Origin of the sequence: Streptomyces viridosporus (assembly GCF_002078235.1) — a bacterium.
Lineage (GTDB): Bacteria > Actinomycetota > Actinomycetes > Streptomycetales > Streptomycetaceae > Streptomyces > Streptomyces viridosporus.
Genome location: NZ_MSGP01000410.1, coordinates 1 through 19,274 on the forward strand (window position 1 = coordinate 1; position 19,274 = coordinate 19,274).

The following is a 19,274-nucleotide window of genomic DNA, read 5'->3' on the forward strand; positions in this document are numbered from 1 at the left end:
CCTGGGCGCGGGCGAGGCGGCGGCCTGGCGGCGCATCCGTGCCGTGCACACGGCGGCCGACCTCACCCTGGCTCCGTCCGGCGCCGCCCTGCGCGACCTGGAGGCGCACGGCGTGCCCAGGGTCGAGCTGTGGCCGCGCGGTGTGGACACCGCCCGTTTCCGGCCCGGCCTCCGCGACGCGGAGCTGCGCCGCGCGCTCGCCCCGAACGGCGAACTCGTCGTCGGTTACGTCGGCCGGCTCGCCCCCGAGAAGCAGGTCGAGCTGCTGTCCGGGGTGTGCGCCCTGTCCGGGGTGCGGGTCGTGGTCGTCGGCGACGGGCCCAGCCGGCCGGGGCTGGAGCAGGCGCTGCCCGGCGCGGTCTTCCTGGGTCGCCGCACCGGCGACGAACTCGCCCGGCTCTTCGCCTCGCTGGACGTCTTCGTGCACACCGGGCCGCTCGAGACCTTCTGCCAGACCGTGCAGGAGGCGATGGCGAGCGGCGTGCCCGTGGTGGCGCCCGCGGCGGGCGGCCCGCTGGACCTGGTCGCGCACGGGCGCACCGGACTGCTCGTACCGCCGCGCGACGCCGCCGCCGTGCGCGACGCGGTGTGGTCCCTGGCCGCCGACCCCGGGCTGCGGGCCGCGTACGGCGCGGCCGGGCGCGCGACGGTCGAGGGGCGCACCTGGGCCGCGGTCGGGGACCGGCTGATCCGGTACTACACGGATGTGCTCGCCGGGCGCAGGACGGCGGTGGCGGCGTGAACGGCATGAACGGCGTGAACGGCGTGAACGCGGCCCCGGTGAGCGGCCGTTCGCCGGGGGCCACCGGTCCGGCGCACGCCGGCGGCCGGGTGCGGACCGACGGACCGCTGCGGATCGTGCGGCTCGCGAACTTCGTCGCACCCGCCTCCGGCGGGCTGCGCACCGCGCTGAGGGAGCTCGGCAGGGGGTACCGCGCGGCGGGGCACCGGCCCGTGCTCATCGTCCCCGGCGAGCGGGAGAGCGACCGGGAGACCGAGCAGGGAAGGGTGATCACGCTGCCGGGCCCGCTGCTGCCCGGCACCGGGGGCTACCGCGTCCTCACCGGCCGGGCGCGGATCACCGGCCTGCTCCGGGAACTGGCCCCCGACCGCCTCGAGGTGTCCGACCGCACGACCCTGCGCTGGACCGGCGCGTGGGCCCGGCGGGCCCGGGTCCCGGCGGTCATGGTCTCCCACGAGACCGCCGACGGGGTGCTGCGCGCCTGGGGAATGCCGGAGGGCGCCGCCCGGCGCGCCGCCGACGCCCTCAACACCCGTACGGCCCACACGTACGCGCGCGTGGTGTGCACCACCGGGTTCGCCGAGCGGGAGTTCGTGCGGGTCGGCGCCCGCAATGTGGTCCGCGCCCCGCTCGGCGTCGACCTGGGGGAACGGCACCCCGCCCTGCGCGACCCGGGGCTGCGGGCCCGGTACGCGCGCGCGGCGGAGACGCTGCTGGTGATGTGCTCCCGGCTGTCCCCGGAGAAACGGCCGGGCACGGCGCTGGACGCGCTGGAGGCACTGCGGCGGCGCGGGCGGCGGGCGGTGCTGGTGGTGGCCGGTGACGGACCGCTGCGGGCACGGCTCGCACAGCGCGCGGGGGAGCGCGCACTGCCGGTGGTCTTCCTGGGCCACGTCCCCGACCGGGCGTTCCTCGGCGCGCTCCAGGCCTGTGCCGACGTGTGCCTGGCACCGGGGCCCGCCGAGACCTTCGGCCTCGCCGCGCTGGAGGCGATGGCGTGCGGCACGCCCGTCGTGGCGAGTGCCTCGTCGGCCCTGCCGGAGGTGATCGGTGCGTCGGGCGCGGTCGCGCAGGACCGGGGCGAGGCCTTCGCGGAGGCCGTCGAGCTGCTCCTGGAACGGCCGGAACCGGGGCGGCGCGAGGCGGCACGCGCGCGTGCGGAGCGCTTCGGCTGGGACGCCTCCGTGGCGGCGTTCCTCGCGGCCCATGACGCGCCGGGCGCCGTGCGGCGGACAGCGGGCCCGGTCCGGCCCGACGCACCGGGCGGCCCGGGAGGCGCGGCTTCGGTCCGGCCCACCGTCCGGCCCGCCCGCTGGCCCGGCGGCGACGGGCGGTGAACACCGTGATCCACGCGTTGCCCGACCGGTACGGCGCGGTGCGCCTGCACGCGTGCGAGGGCGACCGGGACACCGACCGCGCGATGTGGAGCGCGGACCGGCTGCACCCCGGCGAGCCGGGGCACCGGCAGCCGGCCCTGCGGTTCCACGCGCTGCCGGTGGCACGCGGCGCCGCCGGCGGACCCGCCCCGTCGCCCGAGCCCGATTCCCCGGCCCCCACCGGGACGGCGAACCTGCGGTGGCCGGCCACGGCCGGCACCGGCTGGGTGGCCCGCCGGTGCACCGACCTGCTGCCGCACCTGCTCCCGCTCGCCGCCGACGAGGTGCGGCACCGCGCGCGGGGCACGAGCGTCCGGCTGGACCTGCGGGCCGGCGCAGCCGTGTCGGCGGCGCCGGCCGCACTGTCCCCGGGGGGAGCAACGGCCGGGCCCCGCCTGAGCGTTCAGCGGCGGCGCACGGCGACGAAGCGGACCGGGGTGCCGGGTGCCGCCTGGGCGGCGGCCGGGAGGTCGGCGGGACGGACGACCGCGATCACGGGGTAGCCCCCGGTGGTCGGGTGGTCGGCCAGGAACACCACCGGCCTGCCGTCGGGCGGCACCTGCACCGCCCCCAGCACCATGCCCTCACTGGGGAGTTCGTCCGGCCGGGCCCGCTCCAGGGCCGGCCCGGTCGTGCGCAGCCCGATGCGGTTGCTCGCGGGGGACACGCGGTACGCGCGGGACGTGAGGACCCGGACCGCCTCCGGGGTGAACCAGTCGTCGCGCGGGCCCGGCGTCACGCGCAGGACGAGTTCGTCCGGGGGCGCCGGCTGCGGGGCGACGTCCACCCGCGCGGGGAGTCCTCGCACCGCCCCGAGGGGGAGGACGGCGCCGTCCGTGAGGGGCGCCGGGCCGAGGCCCGAGAGCAGGTCGGTGGAGCGGCTGCCGAGCACCGGCTCGACGGCGATCCCCCCGGAGACGGCGACGTAGGCGCGTACGCCCGGGGCCGCCGCCCCGACGTCCAGGACCGACCCGGCCCGCACGCGCACCGGCGCGCCCCAGGCGGCCGGACGGCCGTCCACGGTGACGGGGCAGGGCGCACCGGTGACCGCCATGACGGCCGTGGAACGAGGGCGCAGCGCACAGCCGTCGAGGGTCGTCTCCAGGACGGCCGCGTCCGGCGGGTTGCCGGCCAGCCGGTTGGCGAGCGCCGCCGCGGGCCCGTCCAGCGCCCCGGAACGGGGCACGCCCAGGTGGGCGTGCCCGGGGCGGCCCCGGTCCTGCACGGTGGTCAGGGCCCCCGCCCGGACGACGGCGAGCGCACGGTCCGTCATGCCGCCGGCTCCGTCGCCGCCACCGGTACGAACCGCACGCGGGTGCCGGGGGAGAGCAGCGCGGCCGGCACCCGCGCGGGGTCCCACAGCACGAGGTCGGTCGTGCCGATCAGCTGCCAGCCGCCCGGCGAGGAACGCGGGTAGACGCCCGTGTACGGTCCCGCCAGCGCCACCGAGCCGGCCGGCACGGCCGTGCGCGGAGTCGGCCGGCGGGGCACGTCGTAACGCGGCGGCAGCCCCGTGAGGTAGCCGAAACCGGGTGCGAAACCGCAGAAGGCGACGCGGAACCCGGTGCCCGCGTGGATGCGCGCCACCTCCCGCGCGGGGACGCCCCAGTGCGCGGCGACGTCGGCGAGGTCCGGGCCGTCGTAGCGCACCGGGATCTCGACCGTCCCCGGCGCGCTCGGGGGCACGGGCGGCAGGGGCCGGGCGGTCAGTTCGGCGGCCAGCCGGGCGGGATCGGACAGGCCGTCGAGCAGGACCGTGCGGGCCGCCGGCACGATCTCGCCGACCCGCAGCGACCCCTGCGCACGGAGCCGCAGCAACTCCGCGTGGAGCGCCTGGGCCTCGTCGCCCGAGGAGACCTCGACGAGCAGGGCGTCCTCGCCGACGGGCAGCACCCTCATGCGAAGGCCTCCACCCGGACCCCAGCCGCCTCCAGGCCGCCCCGCACCCGTCGCGCCAGGTCCACCGCGCCGGGCGTGTCGCCGTGCAGGCACAGGGAACGCGCCCGCACCCCGATGCGCCGTCCCGAGTGCGTCCGGACCTCACCGGAACGGGCCAGCTCCACCGAACGCGCCACGACGGACGCGGGATCGGTCACCACGGCGCCCTCCTGACGGCGCGGCACCAGGGTGCCCTCGTCGGTGTACGCGCGGTCGGCGAACGCCTCCGGGACGACCGGCAGGCCCGCCTTCCCGGCCAGTTCCAGCAGCCGCGAGCCGGGCAGGCCGAGCACCGGCAGCGCGGCGTCCGCGAGGAGGACCCCGTCGACGACCGCGCCGGCCTGCTCCTCGTCGCGGACCACCCGGTTGTACAGCGCCCCGTGCGGTTTGACGTAGGCCACGCGGACGCCCGCCGCACGGGCGAACACCTCCAGGGCGCCGATCTGGTAGGCCACTTCGGCCGCCAGCTCGGCGGGCGGCACGTCCATCGCGCGCCGCCCGAACCCCGCCAGGTCCCGGTAGGAGACCTGGGCGCCGATCCGCACCCCGCGCTCGGCCGCGAGCTCGCAGACCCGGCGCATGGTGGCCGCGTCCCCGGCGTGGAAACCGCAGGCCACGTTGGCGCTGGTGACGACGGACAGCAGCCGTTCGTCGTCGGTGAGCCGCCAGCGGCCGAAACCCTCGCCGAGGTCGGCGTTCAGATCGATGGAGGTCATGGATCCTTCGTTTCTCCTTCTCGGGCCGCGGGACCGTCAGACCACGCGGAACTGCTCGTCGCGGGCGTCGCCGAGGAACATCTGCCCCGGTGCGTGGGTGATGGCGAACGGCGGACGCGAGGCCGTCAGCGCGGCCTGCGGTGTCACGCCGCAGGCCCAGAACACCGGGATGTCGTCCGGCTCGAGGTCCACCGGGTCGCCGAAGTCGGGGCGGCCGAGGTCGTCGATGCCGAGCCCCGCGGGATCGCCGCAGTGCACGGGACCGCCGTGCACCGCCGGCAGCAGACTGCTCTCCCGGATCGCCGCCGCGAGGTGTGCGGGCGGCACCGGCCGCATGGACACCACCAGCGGCCCGCGCAGCCGTCCCGCCGGACGGCACTGCCAACTCGTCACGTACATGGGAACGTTGCGCCCCTGCTCCAGGTGGCGCAGCGGAACGCCCGCCGCCGTCAGCGCCCACTCGAAGGTGAAGCTGCAGCCGATCAGGAACGACACCAGGTCGCTGCGCCAGTGCGCCCGGACGTCCGTCGGCTCGTCCACCAGCTCGCCGTTCTCCCAGACCCGGTAGCGCGGCAGGTCGGTGCGCAGGTCCGCGCCCTCGGCCAGGACGGTGGTGACGGATCCGGCGTCGGTGACGTCGAGGACCGGGCAGGGCTTGGGGTTGCGCTGGCAGAACAGCAGCATGTCGTACGCCCAGTCGGCGGGCACCGAGACCAGATTGGCCTGGGTGCGGCCCGCGGCCACGCCGGCCGTGGGACCGGTCAGCCCTTCCCGGAAGCGGGCCCGCGCCGCGCGCGGGCTCCACGCGTGCGCGTGCTCGTCGACGAGGGCCACGGGGCGGTCGCCCACGGCGGCCGCCGGCAGGTCGTCGGTGCGGTTCACTCCAGCTCCTTCCCGCGCGTCTCCGGCAGGCCCAGCAGCGCCAGCGCCGCCAGACCGTAGCCGATCGCGCCGAAGACCAGCGCCCCGCCCACGCCCCAGCCGTCGGCGAGGAAGCCGACGGTCGTGGGGAAGACGGCGCCCACGGCACGTCCGGTGTTGTACGTGAAGCCCTGCCCCGTCCCGCGCACCGCTGCCGGGTACAGCTCGCTCAGGTAGGAGCCGAAGCCGCTGAAGATCGCCGACATGCAGAACCCGAGCGGGAAACCGAGCACGAGCACCAGGGAGTCGGCGCCGCTCGGGATGTTCGTGTACGCGAGGACGCAGAGCGCCGACAGCAGGGCGAAGAGCCAGATGTTGCGCCGGCGGCCCAGCCGGTCGGTGAGGTGACCGCCGGTCAGGTAGCCGATGAAGGCACCCGAGATCAGGAACGCGAGATAGCCGCCGGTGCCGACGACCGACAGGCCGCGCTCCGTCTTCAGATAGGTCGGCACCCAGGTGGCCAGGGTGTAGTAGCCGCCCTGCACGCCGGTGGAGAGCAGCACGGCGAAGAGCGTGGTGCGCAGCAGCCCCGGCGCTCCCGCCCGGCCCGGCCGGAAGATCACCGCGAACGAGCCCCGGTGGGCGCTCCTCTCCCGCGCGGCGGCCGCCTCGGGCGCGTCCCGCACGCTGCGCCGCACCCACACCACGAGCAGGGCCGGCAGCGCGCCGGTCCAGAACATCACGCGCCAGGCCAGATCGTCGCCGGCGAGCGAGAAGATCAGCGTGTACACGATCACGGCCAGCGCCCAGCCCACGGCCCAGGAGCTCTGGACCGCGCCGAGGGTGCGGCCCCGGTGCCGGGCGGACGCGTACTCGGCGACCAGGATGGCGCCGACCGCCCACTCGCCGCCGAAGCCGAGGCCCTGGAGGGCCCGGAACACCAGCAGCGTCTCGTAGTTGGGGGCGAAACCACAGGCCACGGTGAACACCGCGTAGGTGATCACGGTCAGCAGCAGCGCCTTCACCCGGCCGACGCGGTCCGCCAGCACGCCGGCGAGGGCGCCGCCGACCGCGGAGACCACCAGCGTGACGGTGGTGAGCAGGCCGGTCTGACCGCTGTTCAGACCGAAGTACGCGGACAGCGCGACCATGGTCAGCGGCAGGGTGAAGTAGTCGTACGAGTCCAGGGCGTAGCCGCCGAACGCGCCGCCGAAGGCGCGACGGCCGCTCGGTCCCAGTGCCCGCAGCCAGCCGAACGCTCCGTCGTCGTCGGTGTGTTCGGCCCGCGCGGGGCGTGGTCGGCCGGTCAGGGCCCGCGGTGGAGGGGGCGTGCTCATGGGCACCTCGCAGTGGGAGGACGGAGGGTGCTGGAAGGAATGAGCCGTGCCGTGGTGCGTAAGGGGCGGCGCCGTGCGCCCGGAGGGCGGCGCCGTGTGGAGCACCGTAGAGGATCGTTGAACGATCCTTCAATACCCGTGTTGTCTCGTCCTTCCGTGTGCGATTGAATTCCGGGCATGGCAGAGGAACTGAGGGGACTGGCCGACGACCGTGCCCTGTTGGGCCGCACCAGTACCGCCGAGCGGGTCTCGGACATCCTCAGGAGCCGGATCGCCGAGGGGTACTTCCCGCCCGGGACGCGGCTGTCGGAGGACGGCATCGGCGGGGCGCTGGGGGTCTCCCGCAACACGCTGCGCGAGGCGTTCCGGCTGCTCACGCACGAACGGCTGCTCGTCCACGAGCTGAACCGGGGTGTGTTCGTCCGGGTGCTGACCGTCGAGGACGTCGAGGACATCTACCGCACCCGCCGGCTCGTCGAGTGCGCCGTCGTGCGCGGCCTCGGCGAGCCTCCGTACGGGCTGGACGCGCTCGCCGGGGCGGTGGAGGAGGGCCGCCGGGCGGCGCGCGAAGGTGACTGGAAAGGCGTGGGTACGGCCAACATCCACTTCCACCGGGAGCTGGTGGCCCTCGCCGCCAGCGAGCGCACCGACGAGCTGATGCGCAGCGTCTTCGCCGAACTGCGGCTCGCCTTCCACGTGGTGGACGAGCCCAGGCGGCTGCACGAACCGTACATCGAGCGCAATGTCGCGATTCTCCGGGCCCTGCAGGCCGGTGACCGGGAGGCGGCCGAGGAACTGCTCGCGGCCTACCTGGACGTCTCGCTGGAGCGGGTGGTGGAGGTGTACCGGCGCCGGGTCGGGACGGACGGGCAGGACGGCTGAGCCGCGGCGGCGCGCGGCGGCGGAACGCGGGCGCGACCCCGTGGCGCCGGGGCGCGTCCGCCTCGTTTGGGTCGTTGTCAGACCGAGGACCTAGTCTGTGACCGTGACATCGCCAGCATCGACGGACAGTGCTCCGCCCCAGCTCAGCGCGGGGCCGCGACCCGCGCCGGGCCCGGCCGCCGACGAAGGGCTGGCGCGGCGGCTGCGCGCGCTCGCCTGCACGGCGCCGCTGCACGACCTGGACGCGCGCAAGGCCAACCTGGCCGGTGAGTACTCGGTGTACGGCATGGCGGAGATCGCCCTGGCCGCCATCGACCTCGTCACGCTGAACATGGACTTCGACACGGGCGCGGACCACGACCAGATCGTCTCCCGGCTCGTCCTGCGCATCGCCGCCCAGGCCCCGCACCGTCCCGCCGCCGAACACGAGCGGGTGGCCCGCTGGGTCCTGGAGAACCTGATCAACGTCGGCAGCGTCGACCGCGGCTTCCGGGCGGTGTACGGCGTCTTCGGGGCGGACGGCACCTATGTGCGCCGCGACTACGACTTCAAGCTGATCGAGGAGGTCCCCGGCCCCGGCGGCACGGTGTACCTGCGGACCACCGACGAGGCCGTCAACGTCCTGGTCGGCGCCCTGGACACCGATGTCACCAGCGCGCAGATCGCCGCCGAGGTCAAGCTGGAGGTGCTGATCAGCCGCGGCCGGCTCGCGGACGCCCAGCTCGCCGCGGAGCAGGCCCGCTACCGGACCGTGCAGTACTCCGAGACCCTGCGCCGGGCACTGGAGGCCACCCGGCGCAACGTCCGCGCGGTGGACTGGCTGAGCACCGTCCCCGACATGATCGCCGAGGCCCTGGACCACGTGGCGGACCGCTACCGCCACGAGAACGCGATCCTCACCAACATCCGCAAGGCCCGCGACGAGTCCGAGGACCCCGAGAACAAGCGGCGGGCCGCCGAGCTGGTGGACATCGTCAAGGACTGCATCCGGCGGCACACGCAGCTGCAGTCCCGGCTGCTGGAGGCCGGTCCGCTGTTCCGGGCCGAACAGGACCGGCAGGCCTTCGCCACCCCCACGCCCACCTCGGGCACGGACCTGTACGGCCATCTCCTGGCGCCCCTGCTGCCGCTGCCCGTGGAGCAGGCGGCCCGGGTCACCGACGCCTTCTTCGCCCGCGGCACCGGGCTGCGCACCCCGGTGTCCGTCCGGGTCGCCGACCTCGTCGAGATCCTGCTGACGCCGCCCGTGGAGCGGGAGCACCTCGGGGCCGAGATGCCGGAGCCCGACCTCATCGCCACACCGGACGACAGCCGCTTCAGCGAGGAGCAGCTGGCGGCCGCCATGGAGCTGCTGGACCTGCCGGCCGACGCGCCGCGCCGGCTGTCCGGACTGCTCGCCGACGCGCGCCGCCGGGACCCCGAGCTGCCGTACCTGGTCGCCCTGCTGGCGATCCACGCCGCCAGCCCGCCGGTCGGCACCGCCTACCGCCAGGGCGAGCGGAAGCTGCTGTTCGCCGTGGACGACGGCACCGAGCTCGACGACCCCGAGTTCGGCGGCGCCGACCTCGTCGTCGGCACGGCCCTGCTGGACGCGGCGGGGATGGCGGCGGACCGGACGGAGGCGGCGTGATGGTCCCGCCGCGGGGTGACCGTGCGCCGGCGGCGGGCCGGGCCCACGCGGCGGAGCCGCGGCCCCGGGCCCCCGAAGGAGCCGACCGCACCGTTGTCCCTGAGAGCAAGGAGCCGAAACCGTGACCGAGCACGTCGAGTGGAGCGAGCCGGAGGCCGGTGCCGCACCGGCCGGTGGCGCCGTCACGCCCGCCGACGCCGCCGACGCGGCGCGGCTCGTCGCCTTCGGCCTCCAGCCCAAGCTCCAGCCGGCCCGCGACCAGGAGTACGCGGACCTGCTGCGCCGCTACCGCGAGGATCCGCCGTTCGCGCGGCTCGCCGACGCCGTGGCCACCGGCCTCGGACTGATCGTGCTGGAGGTGTCCCCGCGCGCGGGCATGGCGGTGACCGCCGCCGAGGACTCCGTGTTCGCGGTGCGCATGGGCGACTACGCGCGACGCACCTCCGCCGACGGCAGCGACCGGTTCCTGCACGGGCTCGCCCATCTCGCCGTCGCCGCCATGGCCTTCCCGCGCCCGGAGGACCTCGCCGACGACGGCTACATCGGGCGCGTCACGGTCAACGGCGTCGATGCCTTCGTGCGCCAGGCCTGCCACCGGCTGGAGGAACGGGCCGCCCGGCAGGGCGAGAACACCGACCCGGCCAGCGACGCCCCCGGCCTGGAGGCCGCCTGGCGGGTCTGGGCCAGACGCAGCGCGACCGGCGCCACCAAGGACGCGCGCCGGCTCGCGGGATCGACCACCGGCATCGTCGCCAAGGCCGTCGCCTTCCTCACCGACTCCGGCTTCCTGCAGCGCACCGGCGACGACAACGGCGGCACGTACCGCACCACGGCCCGCTACCAGCTCCAGGTGCGCGACATGGCGGGCAGCGCCGCCCTGGCCGAGCTGCTGGAACTGGGCGTCGTCCCGGTCACCGACGGCACGCCCACCCTGCTGCCCCCCGAGGACGCCGACGACCTGGAGCTCGTCGCCGACGCCGGCCTGCCCTTCCACTCCTCCTGAGCCCCCTGTTCCCCGCCGCACTCCCCGTTTCACGAAGCCTTACGAGAGTCCGCCATGTACGAGCTGTCCCGGGTCCGCCTCTACTCCATCGGGCCCGCCGGTGCGCGCTACGCCGACACCGTGCTTGACCTGCGCGGTGTGGGCGCGACCGTGCCCGACCCCGCGCCGACGCAGGCGGAGTTCTTCGAGGAGGAGCCCGTCGGCCCGCCGCGCCGGCCCGCGCCCGCCGGCGTGCTCTTCCTGGAGAACGGCGGCGGCAAGTCCGTCCTGCTGAAGCTGATCTTCTCCGTGATGCTCCCGGGCCACCGCAACACCCTCGGCGGCGCCAGCTCCGGCGTCCTGCGCAAGTTCCTGCTCGCCGACGACTGCGGCCACGTGGCGCTGGAGTGGCAGCACGTACAGACCGGCGAGTGCGTCGTCGTCGGCAAGGCCAGCGAGTGGCGGGGCCGCCAGGTCTCCAACGACCCGCGGAAGTTCGCCGAGGCCTGGTACTCCTTCCGGCCCGGCCCCGGGCTCAGCCTGGACAACCTGCCCGTCGCCGAGTCCACGGCCGTGCGGCCGCCCGCCGAGGGCCAGTCGGGCGCGCGGGGGCGGCGCCGCACCATGAAGGGCTTCCGGGACGCCCTCACCGAGGCGGGCAAGACGTACCCGCACCTCGAGGTGCACTGGGAGGAGATCCACGAGCGCTGGACCGAGCACCTCGGCGAACTGGGACTCGACCCCGAACTCTTCCGCTACCAGCGCGAGATGAACGCCGACGAGGGCGAGGCCGCCGGCCTCTTCGCCGTCAAGAAGGACTCCGACTTCACCGACCTGCTGCTGCGCGCCGTCACCGACACCCGGGACACCGACGGGCTCGCCGACCTGGTCAGCGGTTTCGGCAACAAGCTGGGCCGGCGCGCCGAGCTGATCGCCGAACGGGACTTCACCGCCGGATCCGTCGACCTCCTCGGCCGGATCGTCGAGGCCACCGACGCCCGCACCCGCGCGCGGGAGGTCCACGCCGCCGCCGAGCGCCGCACCCGCGCCCTGGCCCGCAGGCTCTCCGCGCGCGGCGCCCGGGAACGCGTCCGCGCGGCCGACCTGGCGCAACGGGTCACCGCCGCCGCGTACGCCGTCACCCATGCCGAGGCGGCCCGCGAGCGCAGCGCCCTGATCTCCGCCGAACTCGCCTACCGGCACGCCTCCCTGGCGCTCACCGCCGCCGAGAAGTCCGCCGCCGCCCAGAAGCGCGAACTCGCCGACGCGCGCACGCTGTACGCGGCCTGGCAGGCCGCCGAGGCGGTGCTGCGCCACCGTGCCGCAGCCGACCGGGTCGCGCGCGTGTCCGCCGCGATCCAGGAGGCCGAGCGGGACGCGGCCCCCGCGCTGGCCGCGCGCGCCAAGGCCGCCGTCGACCTCGTACGCGCCCTGCACGCCGCCGCGCAGAACGCCGAGAACCTCGCCAACGAGGAGGAGGAGCGGTCCGCCGCCCTCCAGGAGGTCAGCGACGCCGCCTACCGCGACTCCACCGCCGCCGCCACCGAGGCCCAGCGCGCCCGCAGCGAGATCGGGCACCTGCGGCAGCGCCTCACCGAGGTCGAGCAGGAGACCGCCGAGGCGGTCCGGGCCGGCTGGCTCGACGACAGCGCCCCCGACGCCGACCCCGCCCGGGCCGCCCTCGCGGCCAGCGACGCGGAGAAGACGGCGGTCGCCGCCTGGGACTCCGCCCGCGAGGCGTCCCGCCGGACCGGCGAGCACGCGCGCGAGGCGGCCGCCGCCGAGAGCCGCGCGGAGCTCACCGCGGCCCGCGCGGCGGACGCCGCCACGGCGGCCGAGCGCGCCCACGAGGGCGAGCGCCGCACCGCCGAGGCCCTCGCCGCCGAGGAGCGGCTGGCGGAGCTGCTGAGCCTGACCGGCACCGCCCCCCGGCCGTCGGTCCCGCGGCCCCGGCACGGCACGGACGCCGGACCGGACGGCACCCCGGCCGACGGCGCCCTCACCGCCGAGGAGCTCGACCGCTTCGCCGACGACCTGCGTGAACTGCTCGACGACGCGGTCTCCTCCGCCGAGCGGCAGCTGTTCGAGCTGCGCACCGCCGCCGCCGACGACGCCCGCATCCTCGGCGCCCTCGGCGACGGCGGGCTGCTGCCGCCCGGCCCGGACGTGCTGGCGACCGTCGAGTTCCTCGGCGAGCACGGCATCCCCGCCCTGCCCGGCTGGCGCTACCTCGCCCAGGCCGTCGACCCGGCCGACCACGCGCGCGTGCTGGCCGCCCGGCCCGAGCTGGTCGACGGCGTCATCATCACCGACCCGGACTCCCACGTCCGCGCCCGCGAGGCGCTGGGCGACGCCGCCCTGCTGCCCCGGTCCACCGTCGCCGTCGGCACGGCCGCCGCCCTGCTCGCCCCGGCCCCGGCGCCGGACGCGGACACCGGGGACGTCTTCCTCGTCCCGCCGAACCCGGCCATGCACGACGAGCACGCCGCCGACGAGGAGCGGCAGGCGCTGCGCGCCCGGGCGACCGCGCGCGACGAGGAGATCCGCAGGCTCGCCGCCCGGCTCGGCAAGGACCGGGAGCTGGTGGCCCGGCTCGCCTCCTGGCGCACCGGCTGCCCGGCCGGCCGGCTCACCGAGCTGGCGCGGGCGGCGCACGAGGCGCGGGCGTTCGCCGAGGAGTCCGAGGCCGAGCTGGCCGAGGCACGTACCGTGCGCGCGGAGGCCGAGGAGGCCGCCGTCGAGGCCGCCCGGGTGCGCGACGAGCGGCAGGAGACCGCGCAGAAGGCCCGGCGCGCCGCCGACGCCCTCGCCGGGCTCGCGTTCCGGCTGCGGGAACGGGCCGCCTGGCAGGCCAAGCTGCGCGAACTGGCCGACGACGCGGCCGAGGCGGAGGCGCGCGCCCAGGCCTGCCTGGACCGCGCGCGTGCCGCTGACGAGGACCGGCGCGGCGCCCAGCGTGCCGCCGACGACGCCCGGCGCACCGCGCGTGCGCTGCGCGCCGAGCGCTCCGAGATCGCGGGCGCCCCCGACGACGTGCCCGAGGACGGCGCCGAGGCGCCGCAGGCGTCGCTGCCCGCCCTGCGCGAGGCGTACCGGGCCGCGTCCCAGGTGTACGAGAAGGTCGGTGTCGGCGCCGACCTGCGCGCCGAGCAGGCCCGCGCGGAGAGCGACGAGAGCGCCGCCCGCGCCGAGCTGGACCGGCTCAGCAACAAGGTCCGTACCCGGGCCGAGCAGTTGCTCCAGTCGCCCGACGGTTCCGACGGGCCCAGCCGGCAGGCCGCGGCCGCCCGCGCCGAGGAACTGGTCCAGCTCCTGGAGACGCGCATGTCCGGCGCGAGCGAGCAGCTCGGGCGGCTGCGCGGTGAGGCCGAGCGGCTCGCGCCCGAGAACGGCGAGGCGCACACCGGGCTGTCCGACGAGCTGGTGCCGCGCGACGCCGAGCACGCACAGGCACTCCTGCGCACCGCTTCGGCCGAACTCGCCTCCCACACCGAGGCGTTGGACCAGGCCCGGGAGGCGCACGCCGAGCTGCTCGAGGCGCACCGCGCCGCCGAGGACGCGGCCGGAGGCTTCGACGAGATCGCCGCCATGCTCCGCGACCTGCTGCGCGAGCACACCCCCGAGGAGGAGCAGGAGCAGCCCGAGCCCTACCCGGGCACCACGGAGGAGGCCCGGCAGTCCGCCGCCGAGGCCCGCCGCTCGCTGCGGGGCTGCGCCGCCGACCTGTCCGCCGCCGAATCCGCCGTGCGCGAGGCGAGCGACATCCTCGTCCGGCACGCCAACTCCACGCGCTACGAACAGGTCCGCACCCCCGCGCGGCAGCAGATCCGCGAGCTGCCCGCCTCCGCGTTGCCGGAGCACGCCCGGAAGTGGGCGGACGCCTTCGCACCCCGCCTCCGGGTGCTCACCGACGAGCTGGAGCAACTGGAGCGGAACCGGGACTCGATCGTGGACCGGCTCAGGGGCCTGGTGGAGTCGGCGCTGGCCACCCTGCGCTCCGCCCAGCGGCTCTCCCGGCTGCCCGAGGGGCTCGGTGAGTGGTCCGGTCAGGAGTTCCTGCGCATCCGTTTCGAGGAGCCCGACCAGGCCACGCTCACCGAGCGGCTCGGCGAGGTCATCGACGAGGCGACCCGGTCGGCCGTCAAGAAGAACTCCGACCTGCGCCGCGACGGCATGTCCCTGCTGCTGCGCGGGGTCGCCGCCGCACTCCGGCCGAAGGGCATCGCCGTCGAGATCCTCAAGCCCGACGCGGTGCTGCGTGCCGAGCGCGTCCCCGTGGGGCAGATGGGCGACGTGTTCTCCGGCGGTCAGCTGCTCACCGCGGCCATCGCCCTGTACTGCACGATGGCCGCCCTGCGGTCCAACGACCGGGGCCGGGACAAGCACCGGCACGCGGGCACCCTGTTCCTCGACAACCCCATCGGCCGCGCCAACGCCACCTATCTGCTGGAGCTCCAGCGGGCGGTCGCCGACGCGCTCGGCGTGCAACTCCTGTACACCACGGGCCTGTTCGACACGACGGCGCTCGCGGAGTTCCCGTTGGTCATCCGGCTGCGCAACGACGCCGACCTCCGGGCCGGCCTGAAGTACATCAGCGTGGAGGAGCACCTCAGGCCCGGTCTGCCCCTGCCGGACCCGGCCGAGGAGGCGCACAGCGAGATCACGGCGACCCGGATGTTCAAACGGCCCGCGCCGACGAGTGGATGAGCACGCCTCCGCCCTCCTCCACTCGGTTCGGGCCCCCGGCTCAGAAGCCGTAGCCCATGCGCCGGGACAGCTCGGCCGCCGCCGCCGCCGTCCGCCTGCCCAACTCCGGCAGCCGGTCCGGGGTCAGCCGGTACACCGGCCCCGAGACACTGAGCGCCGCGATCACCTCGCCCTCGTGCGAGCGGACCGGCGCGGCGACGGCCGCGAGTCCCGGCTCCAGCTCCTCGAGCGTGGCCGCGTACCCCTCGGGGACCACCGGCTCCAGCTCGCCCCGCAAAGCGGACGCCTCCGTGATCGTGCGCTCCGTGAACCGGTGCAGCGGGCCGGCGAGAAGGTCCTCGCGCGAGGTGGGCGGCATGTGCGCCAGAAACACCTTGCCGCCGGCGGTGGCGTGCAGCGGAGTGCGCCTGCCCAGCCAGTTCTGCGCGGAGACGGACGCCGTTCCGCGGGCCTGCATGATGTTGACGGCGGCGTCGTCGTCCAGGACCGCGATGTTCACCGTCTCGCCCAGTTCGTCGGCCAGTTCCCGGCAGACCGGCACGCCTTCCTGCGAGATGTCCAGCCGCACGGCCGCCGCACCGGCGAGGCGCAGCACTCCGGCACCCAGGTAGTACTTGCCGCGTTCCTTGGCCTGGGCCACCAGACCGCGGTTCTCCAGAACGCCGAGCAGCCGGAAAGCCGTGGACTTGTGCACCTCCAGCGCGTCGGCGATCTCGGTGACACCCGCTTCGCCGTGCCGGGCGAGTATCTCCAGCACGCTCACGGCACGGTCCACCGACTGGACGGCGCTCGCCGGGCTCTTCCCGCTCCGCCTCGCCGGGCCCGCCGCATGTTCCTCGCGGCGTCCGGACTGCTCGTGCGCGCCGGTCATGTCTCGGCCCTCACCACCTGTCGCCCCGGTGCGGACCCCGTTCGGAAAGAACTTCGACGCGATCGCCGCCCGCCCGGATCCCGTTGCCCATGACGCTCACTCGTGCGTCATGGGCAACATCATGCCACCGGGTGCTCGGGCCCCCGGGGGAGGTGCCGTACGTCCGCGCCTCCGGCGGCGAAGGGCCGGAACGCGCGTGGCTGCCGTCGTCAGGAGTGCGACAGCTGCCCGGCGCCGCCCCGCCGGCGTATGCGCGTCCGCGTCCGCTCGGCGGACCGCTCCTGGCGCCGGGCGCGGCGCCGCTCGCGCCGCAGGGCCCGCGCAGTGCTGCTGGGGGTGGACACCACACCGTGGCGCTGGTTCCAGACCTGGCGGGTCACCCACACGTCCAGAGCCGCCCAGGTCGCCAGGATCGTGCTGACGACGCTGCTGACGACCATGGGGAAAGCCAGCCAGGAGCCGGCCAGCGTGCACAGGAGGGCCACCATGGCCTGAATCAGCGTCACGGCGATGACGAGCACCGCCCGTACCGCCGCCGTCCGCACCGGATCCGGCAGTCGGCGTCGCCGCGCCGGTTCCTCGACCCACAGGGGCCGGTGGTGCGTCCGTCCCCGGGCACCGGGCGTGCCGGTGTCCTCCGCGGCTCCGTGCGCCGCGTCGCCGGCCCGCTCCGCCGCCGTGCCGCCGCGCCGGGCCGCCGGGACGCCGCGTCCGCCGACCGCCCCGCGCCCGGCCCCGGAAGTGCCGCGTTCCGGCGCCTCGGCATCCGACCGGATCCTCATCTGCGCCGCCGCGCCGTCCTCGGGCGCCCCGCGCCGCTCCGCCGTGCCCATCAACGTGTCACTCCCCACCGCCGGCAGACCGCTCACTCATGTCCTCAGACCTGGTTCCCCGTGGCTGCCCGGCTTGCACTGTTTTACGCCGCCCGGATGTGGGACACGGCTCCTGTGGCCGATTCCGCCCCCATCTCCCACAGAGAAGGACGAACGGAACGTCCCGAGGATTCCCGGACGAGGAAAGAAATCGGCCAACCGTCCCCGCGGGCCCGGGAGATCGGTCCGCGGACCCCCTCCGATCGCGGGCGGCAATCTCCCGCAATGGGCGGACAACTCCCCATGTCCCGCCCGTGGAGCGGAACTTCGACCTCCGGTCGACTCTTCGAGTTGACCGGAGGTCGGTAGTAGGCTCGCGCCGTTTGTTGACGCACATGTGTACCCCGTCCGGTCGGGGGCGAGCTGGGGGAGGCCATGCGCTTTCGCGGGAAGTCCATCCGCCGGAAGATCGTGGCGCTGCTGCTCGTGCCGCTGGTGTCCCTGACGGCGATCTGGGCCTTCACCACGGTGCTCACCGGCCGCGAAGCGAGCCACCTGTTCGATGTGTCGTCGGTGATGGAGGAGGTCGGCTACCCCGTCGAGGACACCGTCCGCGTCCTCCAGCAGGAGCGCCGGCAGACGCTCGTCCACCTCGCGGACCCCCGTGCTTCCGACGGGATCGCCGCCCTCCGGCGCAGCCGCGCCGCCACGGACAGGGCCGTCGACCGCGTCCGCGAGAGCGCGGCGGACCCCGACGTGCGCGCGGCCATGCACCAGGACTCCGGCGACCTGAACGCGGTGCTGGACTCCTTCGAGGGCATCGAGTCCCTGCGCCGCAGCGTCGAGGACGGCACCGTCGACCGCTCCCAGGCCCTCGACCTCTACAACCGGCTGGTCGACCCGTGCTACGTCCTGCTGGCCAATCTGCACGTGGTCGAGGACGTCGAACTGGACAAGCAGTACCGGGCCCTCGTCAACCTGGCCCGCGCCCGCGAACTGCTCGCCCGGGAGGACGCCCTGCTCGGCTCCGCCCTGATCGTCGGCAGGTTGTCCCCCGCCGAAGTGCGGGACGTCTCCGACCTCGTGGCCCAGCGCACGCTGATGTACGACGCGAGCCTGCCGTTGCTGCCCGCCTCCGAGCGCGACCGCTACGAGGCCTTCTGGAAGAACGCCGCGTCCGCTCCGCTGCGCGTGGGGGAGGAGGCGGCCGTCTCCTCCGGCGCCGGGCCGCCCCGCGGGATCACCGCGAAGAGCTGGGACACCGCCGCCGGCCATGTGCTCGCCGAACTCGGCACGCTCAACGACCAGGCCACCGACCGCTACCAGGACCGCGTCCGTCCCGTTGCCATGGGCGTCATCGTCCAGGCCGTCGTCGCCGGCACCCTCGGTCTGGTCGCCCTCCTGCTCTCCCTCTTCCTCTCCGTACGCGTCGGCCGCGGCCTCATCCGGGACCTGCGGCAGCTGCGTCTCGAGGCGCACGAGGCGTCCGGCGTCCGGCTGCCCAGTGTGATGCGCCGCCTCTCGGCCGGCGAACAGGTCGACGTCGAGACCGAGGTCCCGCGGCTGGAGTACGACAAGAACGAGCTGGGTGAGGTCGGCCAGGCCCTCAACACCCTCCAGCGCGCCGCCGTGGAGGCCGCCGTCAAGCAGGCGGAACTGCGCGCCGGTGTCTCCGAGGTGTTCGTCAACCTCGCCCGCCGCAGCCAGGTCCTGCTCCACAAGCAGCTCACCCTGCTGGACACCATGGAGCGCCGGACCGAGGACACCGGGGAACTCGCCGACCTGTTCCGCCTGGACCACCTGACCACCCGCATGCGGCGGCACGCCGAGGGCCTCGTCATCCTCTCCGGCGCCGCGCCCTCCCGGCAGTGGCGCAAGCCGGTCCAGCTCATGGACGTCGTCCGCGCCGCCGTCGCCGAGGTCGAGGACTACGAGCGCATCGAGGTTCGCCGCCTGCCGAGGACCGCCGTCACCGGGCCGGCCGTCGCCGACCTCACCCACCTCGTGGCCGAACTCCTGGAGAACGCCACGGTGTTCTCGCCGCCGCACACCGCCGTCCAGGTCCTGGGCGAGCGCGTGGCCAACGGCTTCACCCTGGAGATCCACGACCGCGGTCTCGGCATGGCGGCCGACGCGCTCCTGGACGCCAACCTCCGGCTCGCCGAGACACCCGAGTTCGAACTCACCGACACCGACCGGCTCGGACTCTTCGTGGTCAGCCGCCTCGCCCGGCGCCAGAACATCCGGGTCTCCCTCCAGCCCTCCCCGTACGGCGGCACCACGGCAGTCGTCCTCATCCCCGACACGCTGCTGACGGACGACGTGCCGGACACCAACGGCGTCGCGGCTCTGCTCCTTCTTCCCGTCCTTGGCCCGCTGGGGCCGGTCGAGGCGGAAGCCGACGCCGTTGGTGTCCGGCA

Annotated in this window: 14 protein-coding genes and 1 pseudogene; 8 read left to right on the forward strand and 7 right to left on the reverse strand. The window is 75.4% G+C overall.

From position 1 onward, the window contains the following. The 3 genes and pseudogenes from B7L92_RS27035 to B7L92_RS27045 all read left to right on the forward strand — a co-directional run. The coding region (locus B7L92_RS27035; protein ID WP_107501613.1) for a glycosyltransferase at window positions 1-742 on the forward strand (742 nt) is incomplete at its 5' end. Further along, on the forward strand, window positions 739-2,079 hold the full coding sequence (locus B7L92_RS27040) for a glycosyltransferase (protein ID WP_497591481.1): 1,341 nt from the start codon (window positions 739-741) through the stop codon (window positions 2,077-2,079). The genes B7L92_RS27035 and B7L92_RS27040, both read left to right, overlap by 4 nt. After that, window positions 2,046-2,621, forward strand: a pseudogene (locus B7L92_RS27045) (hypothetical protein); the annotation flags it as partial. The gene B7L92_RS27040 and the pseudogene B7L92_RS27045, both read left to right, overlap by 34 nt. Here B7L92_RS27045 and B7L92_RS27050 read toward each other — a convergent pair. From B7L92_RS27050 to B7L92_RS27070, 5 genes are read right to left on the reverse strand one after another with little or no spacing between them, the layout of a single operon-like run. Continuing rightward, a complete protein-coding gene (locus B7L92_RS27050; protein WP_081239982.1) occupies window positions 2,522-3,391 on the reverse strand; it encodes a 5-oxoprolinase subunit C family protein in 870 nt (289 codons plus the stop codon). The pseudogene B7L92_RS27045 and the gene B7L92_RS27050 overlap by 100 nt on opposite strands. Continuing rightward, window positions 3,388-4,017 (reverse strand): 5-oxoprolinase subunit B family protein, encoded by a 630-nt coding sequence (locus B7L92_RS27055; protein WP_081239983.1) that lies wholly within the window; start codon window positions 4,015-4,017, stop codon window positions 3,388-3,390. Before B7L92_RS27055 ends, B7L92_RS27050 begins: the two co-directional genes overlap by 4 nt. Continuing rightward, window positions 4,014-4,772 carry a LamB/YcsF family protein gene (locus B7L92_RS27060; protein ID WP_081239984.1) on the reverse strand — a complete coding sequence of 253 codons (759 nt, stop codon included), beginning with the start codon at window positions 4,770-4,772 and terminating at the stop codon, window positions 4,014-4,016. The genes B7L92_RS27055 and B7L92_RS27060 overlap by 4 nt, the downstream gene beginning before the upstream one ends. Before the next feature lie 36 nt (window positions 4,773-4,808). Further along, entirely contained in the window at window positions 4,809-5,654 is an 846-nt protein-coding gene (locus B7L92_RS27065) for a putative hydro-lyase (protein WP_081239985.1), read from the reverse strand. After that, a complete protein-coding gene (locus B7L92_RS27070) occupies window positions 5,651-6,970 on the reverse strand; it encodes an MFS transporter (RefSeq protein WP_081239986.1) in 1,320 nt (439 codons plus the stop codon). Before B7L92_RS27070 ends, B7L92_RS27065 begins: the two co-directional genes overlap by 4 nt. A 177-nt stretch (window positions 6,971-7,147) precedes the next feature. On the opposite strand from B7L92_RS27070, the gene B7L92_RS27075 reads away from it, so the two are divergent. From B7L92_RS27075 to B7L92_RS27090, 4 genes are all read left to right on the forward strand, one after another. Beyond that, complete coding sequence (locus tag B7L92_RS27075; RefSeq protein ID WP_081239987.1) at window positions 7,148-7,852, forward strand: GntR family transcriptional regulator; 705 nt, start codon at window positions 7,148-7,150, stop codon at window positions 7,850-7,852. 103 nt (window positions 7,853-7,955) lie between these two features. Next, a complete protein-coding gene (locus B7L92_RS27080) occupies window positions 7,956-9,482 on the forward strand; it encodes a hypothetical protein (protein ID WP_081239992.1) in 1,527 nt (508 codons plus the stop codon). Window positions 9,483-9,603: 121 nt separating this feature from the next. Then, entirely contained in the window at window positions 9,604-10,485 is an 882-nt protein-coding gene (locus B7L92_RS27085; RefSeq protein WP_081239988.1) for a hypothetical protein, read from the forward strand. Between the two features lie 54 nt (window positions 10,486-10,539). Further along, a complete protein-coding gene (locus B7L92_RS27090; RefSeq protein ID WP_081239989.1) occupies window positions 10,540-15,171 on the forward strand; it encodes a hypothetical protein in 4,632 nt (1,543 codons plus the stop codon). 40 nt (window positions 15,172-15,211) lie between these two features. On the opposite strand, the gene B7L92_RS27095 is transcribed toward B7L92_RS27090, so the two are convergent. Next, window positions 15,212-16,042 carry an IclR family transcriptional regulator gene (locus tag B7L92_RS27095; RefSeq protein WP_255311154.1) on the reverse strand — a complete coding sequence of 277 codons (831 nt, stop codon included), beginning with the start codon at window positions 16,040-16,042 and terminating at the stop codon, window positions 15,212-15,214. A 209-nt stretch (window positions 16,043-16,251) separates the two neighbouring features. After that, window positions 16,252-16,875 (reverse strand): hypothetical protein, encoded by a 624-nt coding sequence (locus tag B7L92_RS27100; protein ID WP_081239990.1) that lies wholly within the window; start codon window positions 16,873-16,875, stop codon window positions 16,252-16,254. A gap of 414 nt (window positions 16,876-17,289) precedes the next feature. Here B7L92_RS27100 and B7L92_RS27105 point away from each other — a divergent pair. Next, window positions 17,290-19,274: sensor histidine kinase (locus tag B7L92_RS27105; RefSeq protein WP_255311155.1), on the forward strand; the 1,985-nt coding region annotated here is incomplete at its 3' end.

Bases quoted from the DNA above. Each gene is read 5' to 3' on its own strand.
- B7L92_RS27050 (WP_081239982.1), bottom strand. From the start codon at position 3,391: ATGACGGACCGTGCGCTCGCCGTCGTCCGGGCGGGGGCCCTGACCACC.
- B7L92_RS27055 (WP_081239983.1), bottom strand. From the start codon at position 4,017: ATGAGGGTGCTGCCCGTCGGCGAGGACGCCCTGCTCGTCGAGGTCTCC.
- B7L92_RS27060 (WP_081239984.1), bottom strand. From the start codon at position 4,772: ATGACCTCCATCGATCTGAACGCCGACCTCGGCGAGGGTTTCGGCCGC.
- B7L92_RS27070 (WP_081239986.1), bottom strand. From the start codon at position 6,970: ATGAGCACGCCCCCTCCACCGCGGGCCCTGACCGGCCGACCACGCCCC.
- B7L92_RS27075 (WP_081239987.1), top strand. From the start codon at position 7,148: ATGGCAGAGGAACTGAGGGGACTGGCCGACGACCGTGCCCTGTTGGGC.
- B7L92_RS27090 (WP_081239989.1), top strand. From the start codon at position 10,540: ATGTACGAGCTGTCCCGGGTCCGCCTCTACTCCATCGGGCCCGCCGGT.
- B7L92_RS27095 (WP_255311154.1), bottom strand. From the start codon at position 16,042: ATGACCGGCGCGCACGAGCAGTCCGGACGCCGCGAGGAACATGCGGCG.
- B7L92_RS27100 (WP_081239990.1), bottom strand. From the start codon at position 16,875: ATGGGCACGGCGGAGCGGCGCGGGGCGCCCGAGGACGGCGCGGCGGCG.